The organism is Leifsonia sp. Y878 (assembly GCF_057669685.1).
The window spans coordinates 142,356-165,238 of the sequence record NZ_JBYHFS010000005.1; the positions used below are offsets into that span (position 1 = coordinate 142,356).

At 65.6% G+C, this 22,883-nt stretch carries 23 protein-coding genes; 13 read left to right on the forward strand and 10 right to left on the reverse strand.

Annotated elements, in window-relative coordinates:
- Nucleotides 1-2: 2 nt before the first annotated feature.
- From AC25Y4_RS15805 to AC25Y4_RS15825, 5 genes are all read left to right on the forward strand, one after another.
- Nucleotides 3-1,652 carry a beta-N-acetylhexosaminidase gene (locus AC25Y4_RS15805; protein ID WP_488121389.1) on the forward strand — a complete coding sequence of 550 codons (1,650 nt, stop codon included), beginning with the start codon at nt 3-5 and terminating at the stop codon, nt 1,650-1,652.
- Nucleotides 1,653-1,711: 59 nt separating this feature from the next.
- Nucleotides 1,712-2,878 (forward strand): ROK family protein, encoded by a 1,167-nt coding sequence (locus AC25Y4_RS15810; protein WP_488121390.1) that lies wholly within the window; start codon nt 1,712-1,714, stop codon nt 2,876-2,878.
- Between the two features lie 295 nt (nt 2,879-3,173).
- Entirely contained in the window at nt 3,174-4,283 is a 1,110-nt protein-coding gene (locus AC25Y4_RS15815) for an alcohol dehydrogenase catalytic domain-containing protein (protein ID WP_488121391.1), read from the forward strand.
- A gap of 47 nt (nt 4,284-4,330) precedes the next feature.
- The gene (locus AC25Y4_RS15820; RefSeq protein ID WP_488121392.1) at nt 4,331-5,080 is read left to right on the forward strand and encodes an SDR family oxidoreductase; all 750 of its coding nucleotides are present in this window, start codon (nt 4,331-4,333) and stop codon (nt 5,078-5,080) included.
- Nucleotides 5,077-5,556: a MaoC family dehydratase gene (locus AC25Y4_RS15825; RefSeq protein WP_488121393.1), complete on the forward strand. Its 480-nt coding sequence runs from the start codon at nt 5,077-5,079 to the stop codon at nt 5,554-5,556. Before AC25Y4_RS15820 ends, AC25Y4_RS15825 begins: the two co-directional genes overlap by 4 nt.
- 119 nt (nt 5,557-5,675) lie before the next feature.
- Here AC25Y4_RS15825 and AC25Y4_RS15830 read toward each other — a convergent pair whose 3' ends face one another.
- Nucleotides 5,676-6,899, reverse strand: a complete 1,224-nt coding sequence (locus tag AC25Y4_RS15830; RefSeq protein ID WP_488121394.1) for an acetyl-CoA C-acetyltransferase — start codon at nt 6,897-6,899, stop codon at nt 5,676-5,678.
- A 29-nt stretch (nt 6,900-6,928) separates the two neighbouring features.
- Complete coding sequence (locus AC25Y4_RS15835; RefSeq protein ID WP_488121395.1) at nt 6,929-8,131, reverse strand: acyl-CoA dehydrogenase family protein; 1,203 nt, start codon at nt 8,129-8,131, stop codon at nt 6,929-6,931.
- Between the two features lie 136 nt (nt 8,132-8,267).
- On the opposite strand from AC25Y4_RS15835, the gene AC25Y4_RS15840 reads away from it, so the two are divergent.
- The 5 genes from AC25Y4_RS15840 (at nt 8,268) to AC25Y4_RS15860 (ending at nt 13,448) form a co-directional block, all read left to right on the forward strand.
- Nucleotides 8,268-8,948, forward strand: coding sequence for a QsdR family transcriptional regulator (locus AC25Y4_RS15840; protein WP_488121396.1), 681 nt, complete (start codon nt 8,268-8,270; stop codon nt 8,946-8,948).
- A complete protein-coding gene (locus tag AC25Y4_RS15845; protein WP_488121397.1) occupies nt 8,948-9,355 on the forward strand; it encodes an acyl-CoA thioesterase in 408 nt (135 codons plus the stop codon). Before AC25Y4_RS15840 ends, AC25Y4_RS15845 begins: the two co-directional genes overlap by 1 nt.
- A gap of 107 nt (nt 9,356-9,462) precedes the next feature.
- On the forward strand, nt 9,463-10,530 hold the full coding sequence (locus AC25Y4_RS15850) for a phosphotransferase family protein (RefSeq protein WP_488121398.1): 1,068 nt from the start codon (nt 9,463-9,465) through the stop codon (nt 10,528-10,530).
- Nucleotides 10,531-10,553: 23 nt separating this feature from the next.
- Nucleotides 10,554-11,756 (forward strand): acyl-CoA dehydrogenase family protein, encoded by a 1,203-nt coding sequence (locus AC25Y4_RS15855; protein WP_488121399.1) that lies wholly within the window; start codon nt 10,554-10,556, stop codon nt 11,754-11,756.
- A 105-nt stretch (nt 11,757-11,861) separates the two neighbouring features.
- Complete coding sequence (locus tag AC25Y4_RS15860; protein WP_488121400.1) at nt 11,862-13,448, forward strand: AMP-binding protein; 1,587 nt, start codon at nt 11,862-11,864, stop codon at nt 13,446-13,448.
- 191 nt (nt 13,449-13,639) lie between these two features.
- Here AC25Y4_RS15860 and AC25Y4_RS15865 read toward each other — a convergent pair whose 3' ends face one another.
- Nucleotides 13,640-13,828 carry a helix-turn-helix domain-containing protein gene (locus AC25Y4_RS15865; protein ID WP_488121401.1) on the reverse strand — a complete coding sequence of 63 codons (189 nt, stop codon included), beginning with the start codon at nt 13,826-13,828 and terminating at the stop codon, nt 13,640-13,642.
- 122 nt (nt 13,829-13,950) lie between these two features.
- Between AC25Y4_RS15865 and AC25Y4_RS15870 the strand changes: the two genes are divergently transcribed.
- Nucleotides 13,951-14,475: a hypothetical protein gene (locus AC25Y4_RS15870; protein WP_488121402.1), complete on the forward strand. Its 525-nt coding sequence runs from the start codon at nt 13,951-13,953 to the stop codon at nt 14,473-14,475.
- Here AC25Y4_RS15870 and AC25Y4_RS15875 read toward each other — a convergent pair.
- Entirely contained in the window at nt 14,465-15,232 is a 768-nt protein-coding gene (locus AC25Y4_RS15875) for a helix-turn-helix transcriptional regulator (protein ID WP_488121403.1), read from the reverse strand. The two genes, AC25Y4_RS15870 and AC25Y4_RS15875, sit on opposite strands and share 11 nt — an antisense overlap.
- A 351-nt stretch (nt 15,233-15,583) precedes the next feature.
- Between AC25Y4_RS15875 and AC25Y4_RS15880 the strand changes: the two genes are divergently transcribed.
- Nucleotides 15,584-15,760, forward strand: a complete 177-nt coding sequence (locus AC25Y4_RS15880; protein WP_488121404.1) for a hypothetical protein — start codon at nt 15,584-15,586, stop codon at nt 15,758-15,760.
- A gap of 661 nt (nt 15,761-16,421) precedes the next feature.
- Entirely contained in the window at nt 16,422-16,952 is a 531-nt protein-coding gene (locus tag AC25Y4_RS15885; RefSeq protein ID WP_488121405.1) for a hypothetical protein, read from the forward strand.
- Between the two features lie 64 nt (nt 16,953-17,016).
- Here the strand turns inward: AC25Y4_RS15885 and AC25Y4_RS15890 are convergent, their stop codons facing one another.
- The 6 genes from AC25Y4_RS15890 to AC25Y4_RS15915 all read right to left on the reverse strand — a co-directional run bounded on the left by AC25Y4_RS15890 (nt 17,017) and on the right by AC25Y4_RS15915 (nt 22,801).
- On the reverse strand, nt 17,017-17,616 hold the full coding sequence (locus AC25Y4_RS15890) for a hypothetical protein (protein WP_488121406.1): 600 nt from the start codon (nt 17,614-17,616) through the stop codon (nt 17,017-17,019).
- 271 nt (nt 17,617-17,887) lie between these two features.
- Nucleotides 17,888-19,174 (reverse strand): ABC transporter substrate-binding protein, encoded by a 1,287-nt coding sequence (locus AC25Y4_RS15895; protein WP_488121407.1) that lies wholly within the window; start codon nt 19,172-19,174, stop codon nt 17,888-17,890.
- Nucleotides 19,175-19,177: 3 nt separating this feature from the next.
- Nucleotides 19,178-20,347, reverse strand: a complete 1,170-nt coding sequence (locus AC25Y4_RS15900; protein WP_488121408.1) for a branched-chain amino acid ABC transporter permease — start codon at nt 20,345-20,347, stop codon at nt 19,178-19,180.
- The gene (locus tag AC25Y4_RS15905) at nt 20,344-21,222 is read right to left on the reverse strand and encodes a branched-chain amino acid ABC transporter permease (protein ID WP_488121409.1); all 879 of its coding nucleotides are present in this window, start codon (nt 21,220-21,222) and stop codon (nt 20,344-20,346) included. The genes AC25Y4_RS15900 and AC25Y4_RS15905 overlap by 4 nt, the downstream gene beginning before the upstream one ends.
- Nucleotides 21,222-21,938 carry an ABC transporter ATP-binding protein gene (locus AC25Y4_RS15910; RefSeq protein ID WP_488121410.1) on the reverse strand — a complete coding sequence of 239 codons (717 nt, stop codon included), beginning with the start codon at nt 21,936-21,938 and terminating at the stop codon, nt 21,222-21,224. Before AC25Y4_RS15910 ends, AC25Y4_RS15905 begins: the two co-directional genes overlap by 1 nt.
- Complete coding sequence (locus AC25Y4_RS15915; protein ID WP_488121411.1) at nt 21,935-22,801, reverse strand: ABC transporter ATP-binding protein; 867 nt, start codon at nt 22,799-22,801, stop codon at nt 21,935-21,937. Before AC25Y4_RS15915 ends, AC25Y4_RS15910 begins: the two co-directional genes overlap by 4 nt.
- Nucleotides 22,802-22,883 lie beyond the last annotated feature (82 nt).

Below are 22,883 nucleotides of genomic sequence, written 5' to 3' on the forward strand. Positions count from 1 at the left end.
TCATGGCAATCACTCTGATTCCCCAACCACGTTTCGTCGAAGCTGGCTCCGGCGTTTGGCGTCCGATCGGTTCAGTGTCCGTCCATGCAGCGGATGCCGCGCTCCCCGCGTCGGTTCTGCTGCGCTCTCGGCTCTGGTCTGGACTGCGTCTTCACGCGAGCGACGGATCGGCGGACACCGCCGACATCCGCTTCACTCTCGACGAGTCGCTTGCGGAGGAGGCCTATCAGGTCACCGTCGACGACTCGGGTGCAGCCGTCGCTGCATCGAGCGCCGCCGGCTTCGTTGCAGCGACGCACACACTGCTGCAGCTCTCTGGCGACGACGTCTGGCGTTCCGGCGCCGCCGTGCCCCGTGCGCTGGAGATTGCGCACGTGCGTATTGAAGACGCACCGCGATATGCCTGGCGCGGTCTGATGATCGACGTCGCCCGGCACTTCCTGCCGGTTCGTGAGCTGCGCCGCATCGTCGAGCTGATGGCGATGCACAAGCTCAACACGCTGCACCTGCACCTGACGGATGACCAGGGTTGGCGCCTTGAGGTGCTGGCGTTTCCGCGGCTGACCGAGATTGCGTCGTGGCGCGCCTCGACACAAATCGGCGCCGACGATGCCACGGCGGGGGAGCTCGACCGGCCGCACGGCGGCTTCTACACGCAGGACGAACTCCGCGACCTGGTGGCGTTCGCCGCCGACCTCGGCGTGACGATCGTGCCGGAGATCGACGTTCCCGGGCATTCGCAGGCAGCTATCGCGGCCTACCCAGAACTCGGGATCAGTACCTCGCCGGGCTTCCCTCCCGCGGTCTGGCCGCGATTCGGGGTGTCTGACTTCCCCCTGAACATGGAACAGGCCACGGTCGACTTCTTCTGCACGGTGATTGACGAGTTGGTTGACATCTTCCCGTCGCGCGTTATCGGTCTCGGCGGTGACGAGTGCCCGTCTGCGCCGTGGGAAGCAGATCCGCGATCCGTTGAGTTGGCCGCTGAGCGCGAGTTGTCGCATCCGCGTGAATTGCAGGCCTGGTTCCTCATGCAGCTCGACGCACGCCTGCAGTCACACAATCGTGAGCTGCTGGCCTGGGATGACCTGCTTGAGCACACTGCCAGACCGGATGCTGTTGTGCTGGGTTGGCGAGGCGAGGCCGGCGTTCGCGCCGCGTTGCGCGCCGGCCTTGAGGTCGTTGCCTGCCCCGACCACCTGGTCTATTTCGACTACCGCCAGTCAGATGATCCCCGTGAGCCGGTTCCGGTGGGGGTCGTCGTGACGGCTACTGATGTCGCCCGGTTCGACCCGATGCCCGCTGGCGTCGAGGAAAGCGCTCGCGCGCTCATTAGGGGCGGACAGGGAAACCTGTGGGCGGAGCACCTTGATGGGCCGCGCAATCGTGACTACATGCTGTGGCCGCGGGCCTGCGGGCTCAGCGAAGCACTGTGGGCTGGACCGGTGACCGACGACACCGAGTTCGAGGTGCGCTTGAACGCCCACCTCGGCCGGCTTGACGCGTTCGGCGTGGAGTACCGGCACGCGGACGGTCCGAAGCCGTGGCAGCAGCGCCCCGGCGTGCGCGGGCGGGAGCAGACCCTGGCCGAGCGTGAGGCCGTGGTCGCCGAGCTGACCCGTGCGTTTGACGCCGACGAGCCGGTGGCATGACGCATGAGCAGGTCCCTCCCCTCCCGCACGCTACAGTGAGCGGGAGGGGAGGCCGGGGAGTGCGAGGAAACGACACACTGTCGCTGACGTCAGCAGAGCTGCGGGCAGTGCGGCGTACGCCGTCGCCGTTGCGGGCCGCCGTCGCTCAAGACGCCCGCGCCCACAATCTCTCACTCATTCTTGGCCTGCTCTACTCGAGCGGACCCATGACTCGGCCGCAGCTGGCGACTGCGACGAAACTCTCGCAGCCCACCGTGACCGCGCTCGTAGCCGACCTCCTCGATGACGGCATGCTGCGCGACCTCGGCGTCGTGGCTGAAGCGCGCGTGGGCAAGCCCGCCGCGCAGGTGGAGATCGACGCCCTGGGCAACGCGGCCGTTGTCGTCGACCTGAGTGGCGGCCAGACCTTCACCGGATCGCTTGTGAACCTGCGGGGCGAGATCATCGCGCGCACGAGCATCGAGGTGGGTGGCGCGACCGGCGACGAGGTGATCGAGCTCGCTGTGCGCACGGTGGACGTACTCGTCGCCGCGACCTCGGCACGCGTGCGGGGGATCGGCATTGCATCTCCTGGACTCGTCGACGACGTCGGCAACATCCGCGTCTCCGACCGCCTCGGCCTGCGCGACATCGATGTGGCCGACGCGGTCTCTGCCGCGACGGGCCTCGGCGTTGTGGTCGGGAACGACGTGAACTGGATCGCCCTCGGCATCCGTCGGTTTAGAGACCGCACAACTCGTGACTTGCTCGTCGTGACCATTGAGAACGGCGTTGGTGGTGCGGTGATCCTCGACGGCGACCTCGTCCCAGGCGAGCAATTCGCCGCGGGGGAGATCGGTCACGTCACCGTGGACCCCAACGGTGAGGAATGCGTCTGCGGACGCCGCGGCTGCCTGGAGCAGGTCACCGGAGCCTCGCATTTGCTGCACCGGATCGAGAGCAGCCCAGCCGGCGAACGGGACGCTCTCGTGTCGAGCGCTGGCACGATGCTCGGCGGCTTCCTCTCACCCGTGGTGAGCATGCTCAACATCACCGACGTCGCACTGGTCGGCCCTTCTGGACTCGTCCAGGGGCTCTACGCGGATGCCGTGCTCACGTCCATCCGCGAGCGACTGTTGCCAGCGCACGCCGAGAGCATCCGGGTGCAGGTGTACGAGCAGGACCCAGACCTCGTGATCCTGGGTGGGGCGAGCGCCGTCATTCAGGCGCAGCTCGGCATCCGCTAGCTCGCTCCCCGTTCGTCGAGGAGGCCGTTTTCGGCCGTCTAATGGGCGAATGGCCTCGTGGATTTCACGTGGGCGCGCGGAAACGCGCCTGGCGCGCGATAAAGCACGCGCCTGGCGCGTTTTCGCGCGCCAGGATTTGGTTACCGTGAGTGAACCGCCATTCTCGGCCAGCACCAGGCTGCGCAGCGGCGGCCTCAGTATTCGCACTCGCCAACATACCGCGTAGTCGGTATGCTGGCCCTGCATCGGAAACGGATGCCGGGCTCACGCCCGTTCACCTCGACGAGGAGGTCACATGCAGATCATCGGCGCAGTGCTCGAGCGTTCGGGCGGGCCGACGCCGTTCGCCGTGTCCCGCCCGTTCACTGTGGGACCGATGGAGCTGGACCCTCCCGGTCACGGTGAGCTGCTCGTGCGGATAGAGGCCGCGGGGCTCTGCCACTCCGATCTCAGTGTCGTCGACGGCAACCGCGTGCGGCCGACCCCCATGCTGCTTGGGCACGAGGCCGCGGGAATAGTCGAGATGCTGGGCGAGGGCGTGGACGACGTCGCGATTGGAACGCGTGTCGTGATGACCTTCCTGCCCCGTTGCGGTGCCTGCCCGGAGTGTCTCACCGATGGCCGGCTTCCCTGCCGCGTCGGGAGTGCCGCAAACAACGTTGGCACACTCGTGGGCGGCGGCATCCGCTTGCATCGCGACGGGAATGCCGTGCACCACCACCTGGGCGTATCAGGCTTCGCGAGCCACGCCGTCGTCAGTCGAACCTCCGTGGTGCCGGTGGACGCTGATGTGCCGGCCGAGATCGCGGCGCTGCTCGGTTGCGCCGTGCTGACCGGCGGCGGCGCGGTGATCAACGCCGGACGTCCGACTCCGGGCTCGCGCGTCATCGTCGTCGGGCTGGGTGGCGTCGGCATGGCCGCGCTGCTTGTGGCTGCGGCACTCGGCCACGAGGTCGTCGGCGTCGACGCCCTGTCGGCCAAGCTCGAGCTCGCCACTGAGCTCGGTGCGTCAGCGACCTTCGCACCGGCTGCCGCAACGGATGCCGCGTTGACGGCGCCGCTGGTGATTGAGGCGGCCGGCTCTGCCCGCGCCTTCGAGACCGCGCTTGCACTCACGGCGCAAGGCGGCACAACGGTGACTGTCGGTCTGCCCGCTCCTGATGCCAGGGCGAGCATTGCACCGCTCCTTCTGACTGCCCAGGCCAAGACAATCATCGGCAGCTATCTGGGCTCGGCCGTTCCGAGCCGGGATATCCCGCGCTATGTCGACCTCTGGCGCGCCGGTCTGTTGCCCCTCGAACGACTCGTTTCGGCACGCATTCGCCTCGACGAGATCGCGGAGGGAATGGACCGCCTCGCCACTGGCACGCAGTTGCGCCAACTCATCACATTCGACAGACCGTAACTACATCACCTTCGACAGACCGTAACCACAACGAAATGGACATCCGTATGACACGAACCGCCATCGTCACAGGAGCAGCCCGCGGCATCGGAGCCGCGACCGCCAGACGACTCGCCGCCGACGGCTACTCCGTCGCCGTTCTCGACCTCGACGCCGAACACTGCGCCGACACGGTTGCCGCGATCGAAGCGGAGGGCGGCAGCGCCATCGCTGTCGGCGCGAACGTCGCCGAAGCGGATGCCGTGGCTGCAGCAGTCGCGCGGGTCGCTGAAGAGCTCGGCGCCCCTACGGTCCTGGTGAACAATGCCGGGATCCTGCGCGACAATCTGCTGTTCAAGATGAGCGAAGACGACTGGGATGCCGTGCTCGGCGTGCACCTGCGTGGCGCGTTCCTGATGAGTCGCGCCGTGCAGGCGCATCAGGTTGCCGAGGGATGGGGTCGCATTGTGAACCTGTCAAGTACCTCGGCGCTCGGCAATCGCGGGCAGGCCAACTACGCAGCCGCGAAAGCCGGCATGCAGGGCTTCACGAAGACTCTCGCCTTCGAACTCGGCCGCTATGGCGTGACAGCGAATGCCGTGGCGCCCGGCTTCATCCAGACCGAGATGACCCGCGCGACCGCCGAACGCATGGGCGTCGCATTCGACGACTTCCTGGCTGGCGCGGCGAAGGAGATCCCCGTTGGGCGGGTAGGTCAGCCGGATGACATCGCTGCGGCAATTTCATTCTTCTGCTCTGAGGAGGCGAGCTTCGTCTCCGGCCAGGTGCTGTACGTGGCAGGAGGGCCGAGAGCATGACCGCGACCCCGACCCTCACCATCTCGTCACCCGCTGCCCTCGCTGAGGCCATCGGGCAGTCAGCGACGGGGGAGTGGTTCACCATTGATCAGGACCGCATCCAGGCGTTCGCCGACGCGACCGAAGACTGGCAGTGGATCCACCTGGATGCCGAACGCGCGGCATCCGGACCATTCGGTGCCACGATCGCCCACGGCTACCTCACCCTCGCGCTCATTCCGCGACTCACCGCCGGACTCGTTGAGGTGGCCGGCGCGGCGCTGGTGGTCAACTACGGGCTCGACAAGGTGCGCTTCCTGCAGCCGGTCACGGCCGGATCGCGCGTGCGGGCAACCTCAACCATCACCAGCGCCGAACCCTCGCCGCAGGGTGTGCGCGCGGGGATCACGGTGACGATCGACATCGAGGGCGCCACCCGACCGGCCCTCGTCGCCGACACGATTGTGCTCTTCGTGCCTGGCCCTTCCGTGGGGTGATTCAACGGGGTGCGGGGAAACCCGGCTGGCGCAGGATCTAATGCGCGCCAGCCGGGTTAACCACGCCGCGATGCGGTTGCGGGCCGAAAGCTGCGGGCCGAAAGCTGCGGGCCGAAAGCTCAGACGCGCTCCAGCACCATGGCCATGCCCTGGCCGCCACCGACGCACATCGTCTCGAGGCCGTAGCGGCCACCCGTCTCCCGCAGCCCGTTGATGAGCGTCGAGGTGATGCGGGCCCCTGTCATGCCGAACGGATGTCCAACGGCAATCGCACCGCCGAAGACATTGAGCTTCTCAGGGTCGATGCCGAGTTCCCGCGCTGAGGGAATGACCTGGGCGGCGAAGGCCTCGTTGATCTCGACCAGGTCGATGTCATCAATGCTGAGGCCAGCCAGCGCGAGTGCGCGACGGCTCGCCTCGACAGGGCCAAGGCCCATGATCTCAGACGAGAGCGCGCTCACCCCCGTGGAGACGATGCGGGCAAGCGGAGTGAGCCCGAGCTCGTCGACCACGCGGTCCGACACCACCACCACGGCAGCGGCACCGTCGTTGAGCGGGCAGCAATTGCCCGCCGTCACGGTGCCGTTTTGTCGGAACACCGGGTCGAGCTGACCGAGCGCATCGATGGTCACGCCCGCGCGTGGCCCGTCGTCGGTCGCCACGATCGTGCCATCGTCGAGCGTGACGGGCGTGATATCCGTGGCCCAGAAGCCGCTTGCGCTCGCCGCCTCTGCACGCTGCTGGCTACGCGCGGCGAACGCGTCTTGCTCGTCGCGCGTGATGCCTCTCAGTGAGGCGACGTTCTCGGCGGTTTGACCCATCGCGATATACGCATCCGGTAACCGCCCGTCGTGCCGGGGATCGCGCCACGAGGTTTCGCCGCTGGCAGCCCTGGCCTCGGTGCGCTCGAGCGCCGCATCGAACAGCGGGTTCGTGAGGGTCTCACCCGCAATGTAGTCGCTGGAGCCGCGCATTGCGTGGCTGACCGACTCCACGCCCGCCGACACGAAGACATCACCCTCGCCGGCTTTAATGGCGTGGAAGGCCATACGCGTGGTCTGCAGGCTCGACGAGCAGTAGCGGTTGACGGTGGTGCCGGGCACCTCGTCGAGCCCCAGCAGAACCGACACGATGCGCGCCATGTTCATGCCCTGCTCTCCGCCTGGCAGGCCGCATCCCAGCATGAGGTCATTGATGCGGCCAGGGTCGAGCGTGGGGATTTTCGCCAGCGCATCACGCACCATGCGGGCTGCGAGATCGTCTGGGCGGATGCCGGCGAGCGAGCCCTTGCGGGCGCGACCGATGGGCGAACGGGCGGTGGACACTATGTATGCTTCGGCCATGTCGTGCCTCTCTGAACGGATGCCTGGATCTAAACGAATGCCTGGATGCCGGTGATAGCGCGACCGACGATGAGCGTGTTCATGTCGAACGTGCCCTCGAAGGTGTAGACCGCCTCTGCGTCGGCGAAGAATCGTGCCACCCCGTGATCGAGCTGGATTCCATTGCCGCCGAGGATCTCCCGGCAGAGCGCGACGGTCTCACGCATCCGAGCGGTGGCGAATGCCTTGGCCATTGCCGAGTGGTGGTCCTTCTGCACGCCCTCGTCTTGCATGGCCGAGACGCGCATGCAGAGGGCAATGCTCGCGGTGATGTTCGACAGTGAGATTGCGAGCTTCTCCTGCACCAGCTGGAACGAGGCGATGGGCTTGCCAAACTGCATCCGCTCCTTGGCGTAGGCGAGGGCGACCTCATAGGCGCCGACCGCGACCCCGATGGCCTGCCACGCGACCTCTGCGCGGGTGAGGCGCAGCACAATGGCCACGTCGCGGAAGGAGTGGATGTTGGCCAGCCGGTCGCTTTCGGGAACGATCACATTCTCGAGCACGATATCGGCGTTCTCCACAGCGCGCAGTGACTGCTTGCGTTCGATCTTGGTGGCCGTGAAGCCCGCCGCCGGCTGACGAACGATGAAACCCTTGACTTGGTCGTCGGCCGTGTCACGCGCCCAGATGATCACGATGTTGGCGAAGGTGGCGTTGCCGATCCAGCGCTTTTCACCGTTGAGCACCCACTCATCGCCGTGTCTGGTTGCGGTGGTCTGCAGTCCGCGCGCCGTGTCTGATCCGCTCGTCGGCTCGGTGAGCCCGAAGGCGCCGATCACCTCGCCGCGGCCCATCGGCGCCATCCACTCAGCACGCTGTTCAGCGGAGCCACCGACGCCGATGGCGTTCATCGCCAGTCCGCTGTGCACGCCAATGAAGGTCGCCGTCGATGGATCGACCCTGGCGATCTCGAGGGCGATCCAGGCGCGGTAGACCGCGCTGTTCTCGAACAGCCTGGTCTCTGGCCACGACGGCCCGAACAAGCCGAGCTCGGCGAAACCCGGGATGAGGTGGCGGGGGCTGCGGGCTTGCTCCCAGAAATCGTTCGCATAGGGCCGCACCTCGGCATCGAGGAAGGCGCGGATGCGGGTAACGGAGCGTTGCTCCTCATCTGTGAGCTGTTCCTGGAATCCATAGAAATCGGCGTCGAGTATCTCGGCCCGCTCGATCTGTGGGGTGGTGAGCGTCATTGCATCTCCGTTCGTCGGTGAACTCAACTGCGGTGAACTCCATTGCGGTGAAATCCACTGCGGTGAACTCCACGTAGTATGCATCATTTTGCAGAATGTTGCACGTGCTCTCTCAGACACGCGGTAGAGTTCCCGCATGCCAACGACGACAGGCGCCCTCGCGGAGTCCGCCACACCGACCACGCCTGCAACGCCCACCACCATTGGAACGGTTGGCCTCGCGGTCGCCCCGTCGTGGCTATCCGAGCGATTGGCCCAGGGCACCCACGACGGTTCCGCACGTGCGTACGCGCTGGCCCGCGAGGAATTCATCGCCGGCCGCCGCATCGACATGAGCGCGCTCGCCAGCGACCTCGGCGTTGATCGCACCTCGTTGTTCCGCTGGGTGGGCAATCGCGATGCGCTGCTCTCCGAAGTGCTCTGGTCGCTCGCGGTGCCGACCTTGCTACAGGCGGAGGAGGCCACGAGCGGCCTGCGCGCCGAGGAGCGAGTGGCTGCCGTGCTCACCCATTTCGTCAACGATCTCATCAGCGCCTCCTACTTTCGGCAGTTCCTGCGTCGGGAGCCTGCGCGGGCGCTGCGGTTGCTCACCACGACCGAGAGCGAGATTCAGCGGCGCTACGTCGCCACGACCGAATGGCTCGTGCGGGGAGAACTTGGCGAGGCCCCGCTCGGCGGCGCCATCGACCCGGCGGCGCTGGCATACCTGCTGGTTCGGATCTCCGAATCGTTCAGCTACGCCGACCTCATCACCGGCGACGAACCGAGCACAGAGCGGGCCAGAGTGGCGTTCCGCGTACTGCTGAGGGTGGTCTGATGCATTACGGAGCCAGAGCGCCGTTCGCCACCCGGTGGAACGACAATGACCAGTACGGCCACCTCAACAACACCGTCTACTACGAGGCGATGGACACGGCGATCAATATCTGGATGATGGCCAATGGCGGCCTCGATCCGCAGGGAGAGACCATCGCCTTGTGCGCGGCCTCATCGTGCGAGTTTCGCGCCTCTGCATCGTTTCCGGACGCGCTCGAGGTGGGCATAGGCATCGAGCGGCTCGGCACAACGAGTGTCACCTGGGCGCTTGGAATCCTGCGGCCGGGGGAGGGCGACGCGATCGCGACAGGCCGTTTCGTGCACGTGTTCGTCGACGCCGCGGAGCGCGTGCCCATGCCGATTCCGGCTGGCATCCGCTCGGCGATCGAACGAGACCTGATCGGGTGATTGCGATCGCCACCTGCGCAACATACCGACCACGCGGTATGCTGGCGTCACGCGGCTCGAATCGAGCCGTGCGCTGCGCGGCAATCGCGCGTGAAAGGTGGTCAAGGATGACCGACTCTCCCGGGCTCGATGTCGTGGGACTCACCGAATGGCTCGCACGTGCGCATCCAGAACTCGCAGACGGCCCGCTGTCGGCCACGCTCATCACAGGTGGTCGCAGCAACCTCACCTATCGCGTCGACGGTGCACGTCGTCCGCTCGTGGTGCGGCGTCCGCCCCTCGGCCACGTACTGTCAAGCGCGCACGATATGGCCCGCGAGCACCGCGTCATTCGTGCGCTGCGCGGCAGCGCAGTGCCGGTTCCGCCGACGGTAGACCTGGTCGACGATTCGGCAGCTGGCCTGGTCACCGGCACACCTTTCTTCGTCATGGAGCTCGTTGAAGGCCGAGTGCTGTCTGACCCGGCGCAGAATGCCGGTTTTTCAGAGAGCGAGCTGCATGACCTGGGCCTCGACCTTGCCTGCATCCTGGCCGAGCTGCACAGCATCCCGCCGGCATCCGTCGGGCTCGACACCTTCGGTCGCGCAGACGGCTATCTCGAACGGCAGCTGAAGACCTGGCGTCGGCAACTCGACTCCTCCCGGACGCGGGACGTGCCGAGGCTGGACGAGCTCCAGGCTGGGCTCGGCGAGCGGATGCCGGCGGCCGGGCGTTCCGCGCTCGTGCACGGTGATTACCGACTCGACAACGCGCTGGTTGCCGGCGGCCGCGGCGATTCCGTGCCGGGGAGCACCCCGCGCATCACCGCGATCCTCGACTGGGAGATGGCGACAATCGGGGACCCACTCGTCGACCTTGGCATGCTTGGCCTCTACTGGAGCATCGCTGAGCTTCCCGGCGGCCGGGGCCTGGCTCCCAGTGCCGTCGACCAGGGCGCCGGCTACCCAACCTTCGACGAGCTGGTGGATGCCTACGCGGCACGCGCCGGTATCGTGACGCCCGCTCTCGGCTGGTATCGCGCCTTCGGGGCTTACAAGCTCGCCGTCATTCTGGAGGGCATCCACTGCCGCTACCAGGCCGGCGAGACCGTCGGCGATGGCTTCGATCGCATTGGGGAGCTGGTGGAGCCGCTTGCCGCAGAAGGGCTCACCCGTTCGGCCCTGAGAGGACTTTGAGAACATGAGACGAGGACACTGACATGGATTTTGCCGCCGACGCCCACACGACCGAGCTGACCGCGACGCTCCGCGCATTCATCGACGAGCACGTGATTCCCGCCGAGCCTGAGCTCGAACGCCAGCTTGCTGCCACGCCAGATGACTGGGGGTTCCGGCCCGTCGTCGACGAGCTGCGGACTCTGGCCAGAGAGCGCGGGCTCTGGAACCTCTTCATACCGGGGGAGCACGGCGCGCAGCTGAGCAACCTGCAGTACGCGCCGTTGGCAGAACTCACCGGGTGGAGCCCGCGGCTCGCCCCTGTCGCCCTCAACTGCGCCGCGCCAGACACGGGCAACATGGAGGTGCTGGCCGACTTTGGCACGACCGAGCAGAAGGAGCGCTGGCTCGAGCCGCTGCTGGATGCTCGCATCCGCTCGGCCTTTTGTATGACCGAACCCGACGTGGCCTCCTCTGATGCCAGCAACATCGCCACCAGCATCCGTCGCGACGGTGATGACTACGTGATTTCTGGGCGCAAGTGGTGGTCGACGGGCGCGATGAATCCCAATGCGGAGATCTTGATCGTGATGGGCAAGAGCGACCCTGCGGCCTCGCGGCACCGGCAACAGTCGATGATCCTGGTGCCGCGCGGCACTGTGGGCGTCGAGATCGTGCGACCGCTGACGGTGTTCGGCTATGACGACCGCGACCACGGTGGGCATGCGGAGATCGTGTTCCGTGATGTGCGCGTTCCCGCTGCGAACCTGATCGGGGCCGAAGGGGACGGATTCGCCATCGCCCAGGCCAGGCTCGGGCCCGGCCGCATCCACCATTGCATGCGCGCACTCGGCATGGCGGAGCGGGCCATGGCCCTGGTGCGGGAGCGCGCCAACAACCGTGTCGCCTTCGGACTACCGCTGGCCAGCCAGGGAGTCGTGCGCGAATGGGCGGCCGAGTCGCGCATCAGCATCGAGTCGCTGCGATTGCTCGTGCTGAAGACCGCCTGGCTCATGGACACCGCGGGCAACCGGGCGGCCATGACCGAAATTCAGGCCATCAAGATCGCCGTTCCCCGAGCGGTGCAAACCATTCTCGATCGCGCCATGCAGCTCTTCGGCGGCGCCGGCCTGTCGTCAGACCAGCCCCTCGCAGAGATGTTCGCCGGCGCCAGGGCGCTGCGCCTGGCCGACGGCCCAGACGAAGTGCACCTCGCCGCCCTCGGCAAGGCAGAACTGCGAGGCTGAGCCGCCGCACGGTCGCCGATCCCGCACCGCTCCCGTTCCCACGTCCACTCCAATCCATCCCCAGCTCCATCCCTGTCACCCTGTCACTGATCAAAGGAGATCCTCATGGCACACCTACCCGACGTCGCAATCGACGGCGACGGCTTCGGCACACTCTCGGTCGCGAGCATTCTCGCCGAGACCGCGAGCCGCGCCCCCGACAGCCCTGCCATCCACTTCTTCGGCAACACCATCAGCTATGGGCAGCTCTGGACAGAGACGCGTGCGTACGCAGGGGCGCTGCGTGAGCGTGGCATCGGCCGCGGCGACCGCGTCGCGATGCTCGTGCCCAACGTGCCCGACTTTGCGCGTGTGTACTACGCCGCGCTGTCGCTCGGCGCGATCGTGGTGCCGATCCACCTGCTGTTCAAATCCGAGGAGATCACCTTCGTGCTGCGCGACAGTGGTGCCGACCTGCTGGTGGCTGCTGCTCCGCTGCTCGCTGAGGCGTTTCCGGCCGCCAGCACCGCCGGAGTGCCGCTCGTCACCGTGCTCGCCCCACCGCCAGAGGCCGGGGGACCTGAACTGCCGCGCCTCGAGGCTGAGGCGGCGGCATCAGTGCCGATCGAACGGCACGTCTCGATGAGCCCGTTGGAGCCGGCGACCATTCTCTACACGAGTGGGACGACGGGAACCCCGAAGGGCGCTGTCGGCTCTCACCTCGCGATCGTCGAGCAGGTGCACTGCTCACTCATCGACTCCTTCGACATGCGCACAGACGACGTGATCTTCGGCGGGCTGCCGCTGTTTCACACCTTCGGGCAAACCGCCGTCATGAACATCGCCTTCCGTCGCGGCGCCTCGATCATCCTGCTGCCGCGGTTCGACCCTGATGAGGCCCTCGCGCTGCTCATCACCCACCAGGCGACCGTCTTCACCGCCGTGCCCACCATGTTCGTTGGCATGATCCAGGCGGCCGGCCGCAGTGCCGAGCGTCCGCCGCTTCGCTACGCAGTGTCCGGCGGTGCGGCGCTGCCGGTGGCCGTGCTCGAGGCCTTCCAGGCGGCATTCGGTGCGGAGGTGCACGAGGGGTATGGCCTCACAGAGACGGCGCCGACGGTGTCGTTCAACACCGTTTACGAGCCCATCCGACCCGGCACAGTGGGCCGCGCCCTCTGGGGCGTCGACGTCATGATCGCCGAGGCAGAGGTCGAGGGGCGCATCGAGTTTGTGCAGCCAGGGTCGCTCGGGGAGATCGTCGTGCGTGGCCACAACCTGTTCAAGGGTTATCTCGGGCGAGCGGATGCCTCGGCCGAAGCCGTCGTCGACGGCTGGTTTCGCACAGGTGACCTTGGCACCTACGAGGAGGGCATCGTCACGATCGTTGACCGCAAGAAGGACATGATCGTGCGCAATGGCTACAACGTGTACCCCACAGAGGTCGAGGCCGTGCTTGCGCGGCACCCCGACGTGGCAATGGCCGCCGTGTTCGGTCTGGCCGACGACACCCACGGCCAGGAGGTGCACGCTGCGGTCGTCGCACTCGACGGCCACGAGCTCGACGCCGACGCTCTCATCGCCTTCTGCAAGGAGCGCATCGCTGCCTACAAATACCCGCGGGTGGTGCACCTCGTCGACGCGTTGCCCATCGGCGGCAGCGGCAAGGTATTGAAGCGGCTCCTGGTCGACCAGTTCAGCGCCGTGCACAGCTGATTGCCCGGCCAGACCACCAGCGTGAGGTACCGATGCGCGGATGGTTCCATCCGCGCATCGGTTGCCGGTCGGTGGACTACTGGCGCGTCGATGCGCGCGCGTAGGCGATCACTTCGTCGCTCTGCATAACTAACGGTGACTACTGCGATTCAGGCAGGAGGATATGCGACGTATTTGTAAGACTCGCTGCGCTACGAGATTCCGGCGATATGGTCGTTCTTCGTTGGGAAGTGACGGTATGCAGTGGCGATGCCCAGCCCGGCCTCGCGGGCGATGGCCCGCATCGACACAGCCACCCCGTTGTGCTGGAGCGCTCGCGCAGCTGCTTCCGTCAGTCGGAGACGGTTTCGCTCCCTGTCGACGCGAGGTTCGCGAGTCATTTCGTCCACAGTCCGTCTCGCTTTCATTAGATCCGGATTTGCTTCCCCACCCTAGGGTGGGAAAGCTTCAGACCCGCTCTGGGGTGGTGGGCCTGGTCGGTGTGCGTCGCGATGCTGAGGTCATGACATTCACTATTTGGGCTTTTGACCTTCTCTTTATCGCTTTGGTGGTACTTCAAGTGAGAGAGCGCCCGTTGACTCTCGTGCAGATCCTGTTACCGATCGTTCTCGTCATCTGGGCGAGCATCACGTTCGTTCATTCGGTTCCCTCTGAGAGGAATAGCCAGGTCGTTCTCGCCCTTGCTGTTCTTGTTGGCGCTACGCTTGGCGTCGCTATCGGCGGGTTGACCCAGGTGCAGGTTTCCGCTGGCAGGGTCGTGACCCGTGCCGGTCTTCTCGCGGCTGGCCTCTGGATTCTGGTTATGGGACTGCGGCTGGCTTTCCAGCTGTGGGCTACGGGGGTGGGCCAACAAGACCTCGGCCAATTCGACTACGAGAACAGCATCAGCAACGATGTGTGGCCGGCAGCACTGGTTCTGATGGCCGGCACCACCGTTTTGGTGCGCATCGTTGTTCTTGTGGCAAGGGGAAGACGCGTGCAACACAGCAAGGACGCCGACAGGATCGCTCGCGATGCTATGTCGTGATCCCTGAGCGCGTAGTTCCTAGGACGAGTGCGATCGCATGCGAGCGATTCGCGGCAGGCATCTTGGCGAATAAGGAATTTACGTATCCCTTGACCGTCGCCACAGAGATGAACAGATCGCCCGCGATCTCTTCATTGGATCGTCCTCGGCAAATGAGCGCGAGAGTCTCTGCCTCGCGCGGTGTGAGTGCCGGGTACCGGTCGCGGAGGGTCCTCACGGTGAGCAGCCGATCCGCGGACGCTTGTACCTTCGAGAGTTCTGAGGCGTAGGCACGGTCGAGCCCCTCGAATCGGCGCGATACGTCGTCAGCGGCTGCTCGGCGCGCCAGCCCGGCCAGGGTGGCGATCGCGATCGTTAGGATTGTGATTGCGATCGACCAGAGTTCGCGGTGCCCATTGCTAAAACCGAACGTCGCGGCGATGATCGCCGCGATCGGCCACATCCATCGCACCCAGTGAGGCATATCGGTCTTGCCGAGCATGATCACAAGGCTTCCTGCCATCGGGTAGACGCTGGTGCTGTAGCTGGGGCCGGCGGCCGCAGCTGAACCGATCAGCATCACGAGCAGTAGACCGCCATCGACAAACGAACTAATTCGATCGAAGACGAGCGCACGAACCACCCATGCGACACCAGCACAACCGACGAAGAGCAGCGCCCAAGCCGGAGCGTCTAGCCAACGCCATCCGCTGACGAGCACCGTTGTGGTGCTTCCGACTGCGATGGCTAACTGCAGTAGCGCCCTAGATTTTATCACTGCACCATTCTGCCGCTAACGTGCGGTACCCAAGCCCGGACCGCATTCTCCATCTCACCCGCACGCCGCCCCTCCCAAATCAACCGCTCCTGCTCCGCCGTGAACTCCATACGCACCTCCACGTCTCATCGTGGTGCATTCGCCCGTTGAACTCGCCTTAGTTTTTGGAGACGTTATTGCGCGAGAGCGTCAGAATTGGGGTCTACGCCAGACGAGTAGCTGGCCACAATTGGTGCACGTTGCTGTGCTGTTCGATGGCATCCGCGGCGATGCGTTCGGTTGCGTGTCTTTGCTTGACCTGTCGGGCCACGTCGAAGAGGTCCAGAGGTTCTCGCCGGTGACGGAGACGCCTTGGTGGCTGCTGGCGGCCAGGCGCAGGTCGCGGAGTTCGAGGTCGGTTTGGGTGCGGCCGTGGAGGTCGAGAGAGGTGACCGCGTTCTTGTAGCCGGGCAGGGGCACGTCAACGTCGAAGGCGAGTTGGTCGTCGTTGATGGTGACGGCGGTGCCGGGGCGGTAGTGCTCGCGTGAACAGAGACGCTCCTAGAAGTCCGTATGACCGCGATGGGCTCGAATCACAAGCGTCAGACTCAACGCGAATACGATGACGGACAGAACCAGCGCGAACCATTCACCTTGGTCTGCCGACCCCGTGGCAAGTTGAATTGCGCTTATGCCGCTACTAATTCCAAAAACGATGGTAAGTGCCCATTCGCCAATAAGACGTGCGCGGTTCGGCCGTTCTTTTCCATTCACTAAGAATCCTTCCAATAACGAACTTACTGATCCTGACGGCTGTTCCTGTCAGCATTTCTTTCAGCACTTGTTAATCGCGTCTCCGATTCGATAGACCAAAAGGCTGCCGATATTGCGAAACGAATTGCGGCAACCGCGCCAGCGATCAAGGTGGGAGCTCCGATTATGACGAACGAATCGAGTAGTGAAAAGAATGGGGCGCTCACCGATGGTGAGGAAAATCGCCCGACAGTCGGTGTGATGTCTCGTAACCTAAGTGCCTCATAACCCAAGGGATACGAGACGGTGGAACCGATCTAGTGTCTGGTTACCGAAAACAATGCGGCGTTGATGTTTGCGTGTTCGCCAGGCTGCAGCCGGGGCATAACCTCTACCAACAATTGATGCTTCCTCGCTTGCGTCGAATCGCTGTTTTGATGCGGCGCCGGCATCTAGAGTGGACGGCATGGGGCGGATACGGGCATTTCGATGGATTGGCGCAGTCGGAATTCCGGTCGCTTTGTTGTTGGGCGGATGCGCGTTTTCGCCCAATCCTGTTTCGTCGCCATCGACGCCCGCCTCAAGCTCTCCAATTACATCCGCAACCGCCGAAACACCTGAGCTGAGCGAGTTCGAGCAGCAACTGCCTCTCAGCGGGGAGTTCGTCTCGCAGGCAGCAGAAACCACCGGCACCGTCGATATCCAGCGCAGGGAGGACGGTTCGGTTTGGATCGTGCTCGAGAACTTCCGGACCGGAGACGCGACGGATCTTCGTCTGTACCTGAAGCAGGACGCACTGGTTCAGGATGCAGATGGCCACTGGGGCTCCTCCGAGGACGGTTACGAGATTGCCTCGATTGATCCAGGAGCATCGACCCAAGAGATTGAGGTCCCCGGCGCGTGGGACATGCCCGCAATATACACACTTACGGTCAGGGACTATCTCCCGCCCGATTACCCGGCACTTGGCTCTGCCGCACTCGACTGAAACCGACCCGCCGGAAGCGGCGCCGATCTGATGCCGCGTGGAGTCATGCGGGGCCCGAAGACAGTCAGATGAAGGTGCTCAACGCGCGCCGGTAGCTGTCACTGTCCTCACGCGTTGCAGCAGTCATGAGAAGGGCGTTCTCGCTGACTCTGCGCGTGAACTCATCCGAACAAGGGATGGTCACGATCTTGGTCAGGCCTGCATGCCACGCGGAGATCAGTGCTGGTAGATCGCGTCGCTCCGGTTGGTCTTCGAGTCGCGTGGGCAGCACTGCCAACTGAGCATCCATTCCAACTTGTGACCAGGTGCTGTACGAGTCGTGGTCGAACGCGCTGTCTCCGAACTCGTCACGCCAGCTGGGTCCGACAATTCGGTGGAGAAGATCGGCGCGTTCGGTCAAACCGATTGCAGTGTCTTGAATCTCGTCGAACAGTGCGGGATCAATGTCCGGCCCAGCGTGTGCCACTGCAGCATGCCAGATGCGGGGCCAGGCGCCCTCCCACTCGTCGCGAGTATCGGTGCTTATCGCAGCATTCTGGACGGTTGCGGGCGTGTCCGACAGGAATGGCGGGAGGTCTTCGCCTTGAAGCTGCAACGCATACGCTTCCCGGATCCAGAGCAACTCCAGGAGTGCGTTAGGTCGATCCTCGACGGTGATCATCATGTCGTGAGGCCACGGGTTTCCCGGTATTGGTGCGCTGGATCTCATCGTCCCCACTCTCGGTTCCGTCCATCTTGGCCGTCCCGCGTGATCGAATCAACGATCCGCAGAGGCTGACCTACCCCCCGCAGGCACACGTGTCTCGTAATCTGCACGTCTCGAAACCCATGGGATCTGCGACAAGACGAGGAGGTCCGGCGCGATCCGTGAACACGACAACGCGGATGCCGCGCACCCATAGGGGCCCGCGGCATCCGCTTTGTGTATGCCTGGCTTAGACCTTCGGCACGCCCTTGTTGGTGAGGGGCACAGCCTCGGCGTCGTGCGCGGAGACATTGCCCGTGCCATCACTGACGTAGGTGGCACCCACGAAGTCCTGCACGCCGGCCTCGACGGAGGTGATGCCGACGCCCATGAAGGCGGCGTGACTGTCTGCGCCGAATGACAAGGGCAGAATGCCGTTGCCATTCAGGTCGCCGGAGCTGACCGCCTCGAGCAGGCTCTCCCTGGTGGGGTTCTCGCCGGCTGCGGCCAGTGCCTCGGCGAAGAGATAGCCGACGCTCATGCCGTACACGGTGTTGCCGTCGAACGTGGCGCCGTTGTTGTAGTCGGTGTTGATCTCTTCGAACAGGGCGCGCCAGTCGTCACTCTGGCCGAACGGCAGGTAGTTGGTGCTGACGAATCCCTGCAGCAGCTTGGGGGCGAGGTCTTCGCCGAGGAAGCTGACGAGGGTCGGGTAGTCGCCTCCCGACGAGGACGAGAACCACTGCGCGGCGTAGCCGAGCTTGGCCGCTGTACCGATAGCGAGTGCCGTGAAGCCATTGACGGTCGCGAGCATGTTGATCTCGCATCCGGCCGCCTTCATAGCGCTGATCTGCGCCACAACGTCCTGGTTGGACACCGAGTAGCTCTGCACACTCGCGAGCCCGTCGGCCCCGAGCACATTTTCGAGCCCAGTCGTGAACTCGGTGCCGAAGTCGTCGTCCTGGCCGAGCACACACACGCTCTTGCCGGGGAACTCGTCTGTGGCGTACTGCGCGAGCGCCTCGCCCTCCGTGACGTAGTCGACGTTGAAGGCAAAGGTGTACGGGTATTTCTCCGGCTGGTTCCAGCTCGTCGACCCGGAGGCCACGAACAGGTCTGGCACCTTCTTCTGGTTGAGGTAGTCGAGCACAGACGTGTGGGTCGGAGTGCCGAGCCCGTTGAGGATGGCGAACACGCCGTCTTGTTCGACGAGCTCACGCACCACGGTCTGCGTGTTCGCGGGGTTGTAACCGTCGTCCTTGACGATGTAGTCGATGGTGCGGCCGTTGACGCCGCCCTGCTCGTTGAGGTAGGCGAAGTAGGCCGCGGTCGCCGCAGAGATCGAGGCGTAGCCGGCCGCAGCTGGCCCAGTGAGCGGATGGTGGGTGCCGATGGTGATGGTGTCGTCGCTGACACCGGGGGCATCGACGGCTTCGGCCGCCGGCACCGGCGTGCTGCAGGCGGAGAGTGCGATGAGCATGGCGGATGCCGCGGCGACCGCGATCGCGCGGCGGGGTGGTGCGCTGTTGTGTGACATGGGTCACCTCTCTGATTCGGTGGGGATGGGTTCGGTGCGGACGGGTTCGGTGTGGATGGATTCAGTGCGGACAGGTTCGGTGTGGACGGGTGCAGTGGAGATGGATTGCGGTGCAGGGTGCGAGACAGGGGCATCGGGGGTGCTGGTGCTGGCGCGGCGACGGATCCGGAGCGCACCGCGGATGCCGCCTGGCCAGACGGCGGTCACGACGATCAGCAGCGCACCGAACACCAGCACAGCGAGGTTGCCGGAGAGCCGCTGCTCGAGTTCGCTTGGCAACGCCAGCGCAGAGGTGGCGCTCTGCACCAGCCAGGGCAGCGCCACGATGAGGAGCGAGCCGATGGCCGCGCCGAGGATGCTGCCGAGGCCGCCGACGACCACGGCGACCACGAGCAGCAGCGAGAAGGCCAGGGTGTACGCCCCTGGGCTCACCGACTGGGTGACGAAGCAGAGCACGGCGCCGCCGGCTCCGGCACCGAGCGCGCTCACCAGGAAGGCGTGTACCTTCACTCGACCGGCCGGAATGCCGCCGAGGCGTGCGGCCACCTCGTCATCGCGCACGGCGCGCATGCGGAGGCCGGCGCTGCCGTTCCGCACGATCGTCAGGAGTGTGACGGTGATCCCGGCGACGAGGATGGCGACCCAAGCCTGCCACTGCTCAACGGCGATGAGGGTGGAGAGTGCCTCCGGAACGCCGTCGTACGCGATCTGCAGGCCCTGGTCACCGCGGAAGATTCCCACAAAGACGCTCGTGAACGCGGGCAACGCGATGACGAGCGCGAGGGTGACGCCGGCCAGGTATGGTCCGTGCAGGCGTGCCGCGGCAAGCCCAAGCAACAGGCCAACCACCCCGGCTGCCCCGACTCCGGCGAGGAGGCCGAGGACGAAGCGGGGGAGACCGTCGATGCCGGCATCCGTTAGTGCATTCGCCGTGAGTGCGTAGCCATAGCCGCCGGCTGCCATGAGGGCGGCATGGCCGAGCGACAGCTGGCCGGTGAGCCCGATGAGCAATGTCAGCCCTGCTGTGGCGCAGAGGTACGCGGCCACGAGGGCCAGCTGGTAGTTGCGGTATGGGTCGAGCAGAAAGGTGCAGCCGATGGCGAGCACCGTGAGCGCGACAGCTCCGACGATGAGGCGCGGAGTGCCGGTGAGGGAGGGGAGCATCCGCTTCATGCGACTCTTACCTTTCGTGCAGAGAAGATGCCACCGGGGCGAACGAGCAACACGCCGACCAGAAGCACAAGCACCGCGATGGGTGCGACGGTCGCGCCGAGATAACCAGTCACGAGCGTGATGAGGATGCCGACGGCGAGGCCGCCGATGAGCGCTCCCACCGGCGAATCGAGGCCGCCAACGACGGCGACGGTGAACGCGTAGACGAACAGCATGTCGGTGGAGTGCGGGTTCAGGCCGAGCTCGGTCGGCACGAGCAGCAGGGCCGCCAGTGCGCCAACGGCTGAGGAGAGCATCCAGCCGATCGTGAGCATGCGCGACACCCGAACGCCGAGCAGCCGCGAGACCTCTGGGGCGAAAGCGGATGCCCGTAGTTGCAGCCCGAGCGACGTGCGCGTGAACAGCAGCGCGAGCAGCGACATCACCGCGACAGCGACGATGAGCACGAACAGGTCATACGGCGAGAGCACCGGCACGCCGCCGATCACGATGGGACTTTCGTCGAATGGCGCCTCCATGGGGCGATATTGCGGGCCGAACAGGATGCCGAGCGCCGATTGCAGCACCATGACGAGGCCGATGGCGATGATGACGCCCGCGAGCGGTTGCCCGGCAGGGGCGAACCGCATCACCCCGCGTTCAATGGCGAAACCGACCAGGAGGCCGGAGAGGATGGCAGCGGCAAGGCCCGCGAAATATGAGCCGGTCATGCCGGTGACGGCGAAGGCGATGTAGGTCGTGACCAGGGCCATCGCGCCCTGCGCAAAGTTGACGATGCGCGCTGCACGCCAGATGAGCACGAGCGACAGGGCGAACAGGGCGAAGATCGCGCCGCGGGCGAGGCCGGTGGCGAGCAGGAAGACGAGTTGATCCATCAGAACCCCAGGTACGCGTGGCGGAGGGCGTCGTCGGAGGTGAGCTCGGCCGCCGGCCGGTCGGCGACGAGCGTGCCGAGCCCGAGTACAACCCCGTGATCGGCAATGGAGAGGGCGCTCACCACGTTTTGCTCGGCCAGCAGCACGGTGAGCCCTGTTGTGTCGCGCAAACTGCGCAGCACTGTCATGATCTGGGCGACCACCCGCGGGGCGAGCCCCAGTGACGGTTCGTCGAGCACGAGCAGCTGTGGCCTGGCGATGATTGCCCGGCCGAGCGCGAGCATCTGGCGTTCTCCGCCAGAGAGCTGATGGCCTGAGCTGGTGCGGCGCTGGGCAAGCGGTTCGAACATTGCATAGATCTCGTCGACGGCCGCTGTCAGCTCCCTGGCGGAGTAGCGCCACAGCGCACCGAGGCGCAGGTTCTCGTCGACCGTGAGTTCGGCCACGACGCTGCGCCCCTCTGGGACCTGGGCAAGTCCGCGCCGCACGCGGTCCTCGACGCTTACCTGTCTGAGTTCGGCGCCTGCGAAGCGGATGCCGCCAGACGTGGGGGAGACGAGACCAGAGATACTGCGCAGCAGGGTGGTCTTCCCAGCGCCGTTCGCCCCAAGCAGGGCGACGATGCTCCCGCTCGGCACACTGAAGCTCACCTCCCGCAGCACGGGGGATCCGCCGTAGCCGGCGCAGAGCGACTCGATCTCCAGCAGCGCGGTCACGAGGCGGCCTCCACACCCAGGTAGGCCTCTTCGACGTGCGGATCAGCCTGCACCTCGGCCGGCGTTCCGCACGCGATGATGCGGCCGAAGTCGAGAACCGCGACCCGGTCGGCCAGGTTCATGACGAAGTCCATGTGATGTTCGACGAGCAAAACAGAGCATCCCGTCGCAGCGACGTCGCGCACGATCGCTGAGAGGTCGGCGATGTCACCGGCGCCAAGCCCGCCTGCCGGTTCATCGAGCAGCAGGAGGTCGGGCCGCGTCACGAGGGCGCGCGCCAGCGCCACGCGCTTGCGCTCTGGATACGGCAGCGAGGCGACGGGGCGGTGCAGGTCGGCCACGAGGCCCAGCTCGCCGAGCATCGCGGTGGCGCGTGTCACGGAGTCGGCAGCGGGGGCGCGTTTGGTGACGGGGCTGCTGTGGGCGGCTGTCGTTGCGTGGGTGGCTCTGCGGTCGCCCCTGGCGAAACGGGCTGGTGCGACGAGCGGTACGAGCACGTTCTCGAGAACGCTCATTCCCTCGAACAGTCCGAGTCCCTGGAGCGTGCGGGCCACACCATGACGGATGAGGCTGGTCGGCGAGGCTGGCGCTGGCCGCCCGTCGAGGCGGATGGCGCCGGCGGTCGGGCGGACGAGGCCACAGACCGCATTGAAGACGGTGGTCTTGCCTGCGCCGTTCGGCCCGATGAGGGCGACAGTTTCGCCCACCCCGACGCTGAACGACACGGCATCGAGGGCGGTGAGGCCGCCGAACCGCACCGTGAGCCCCATAATCTGCAGGCGTGGAGCGGCGTCGGGCGAAACGGTCTCGCGGGAGTCTGCGTCGCGAGGGTCGCTCAGCTGGACTGGTTGTTGCGTGGACATCGGCACCTCTTCGTGTCGGGGTTAGCTCACTCTACAACAGATACCGACTAGCCGGTATGGTAACTTTTGCGACCGGTCGGCA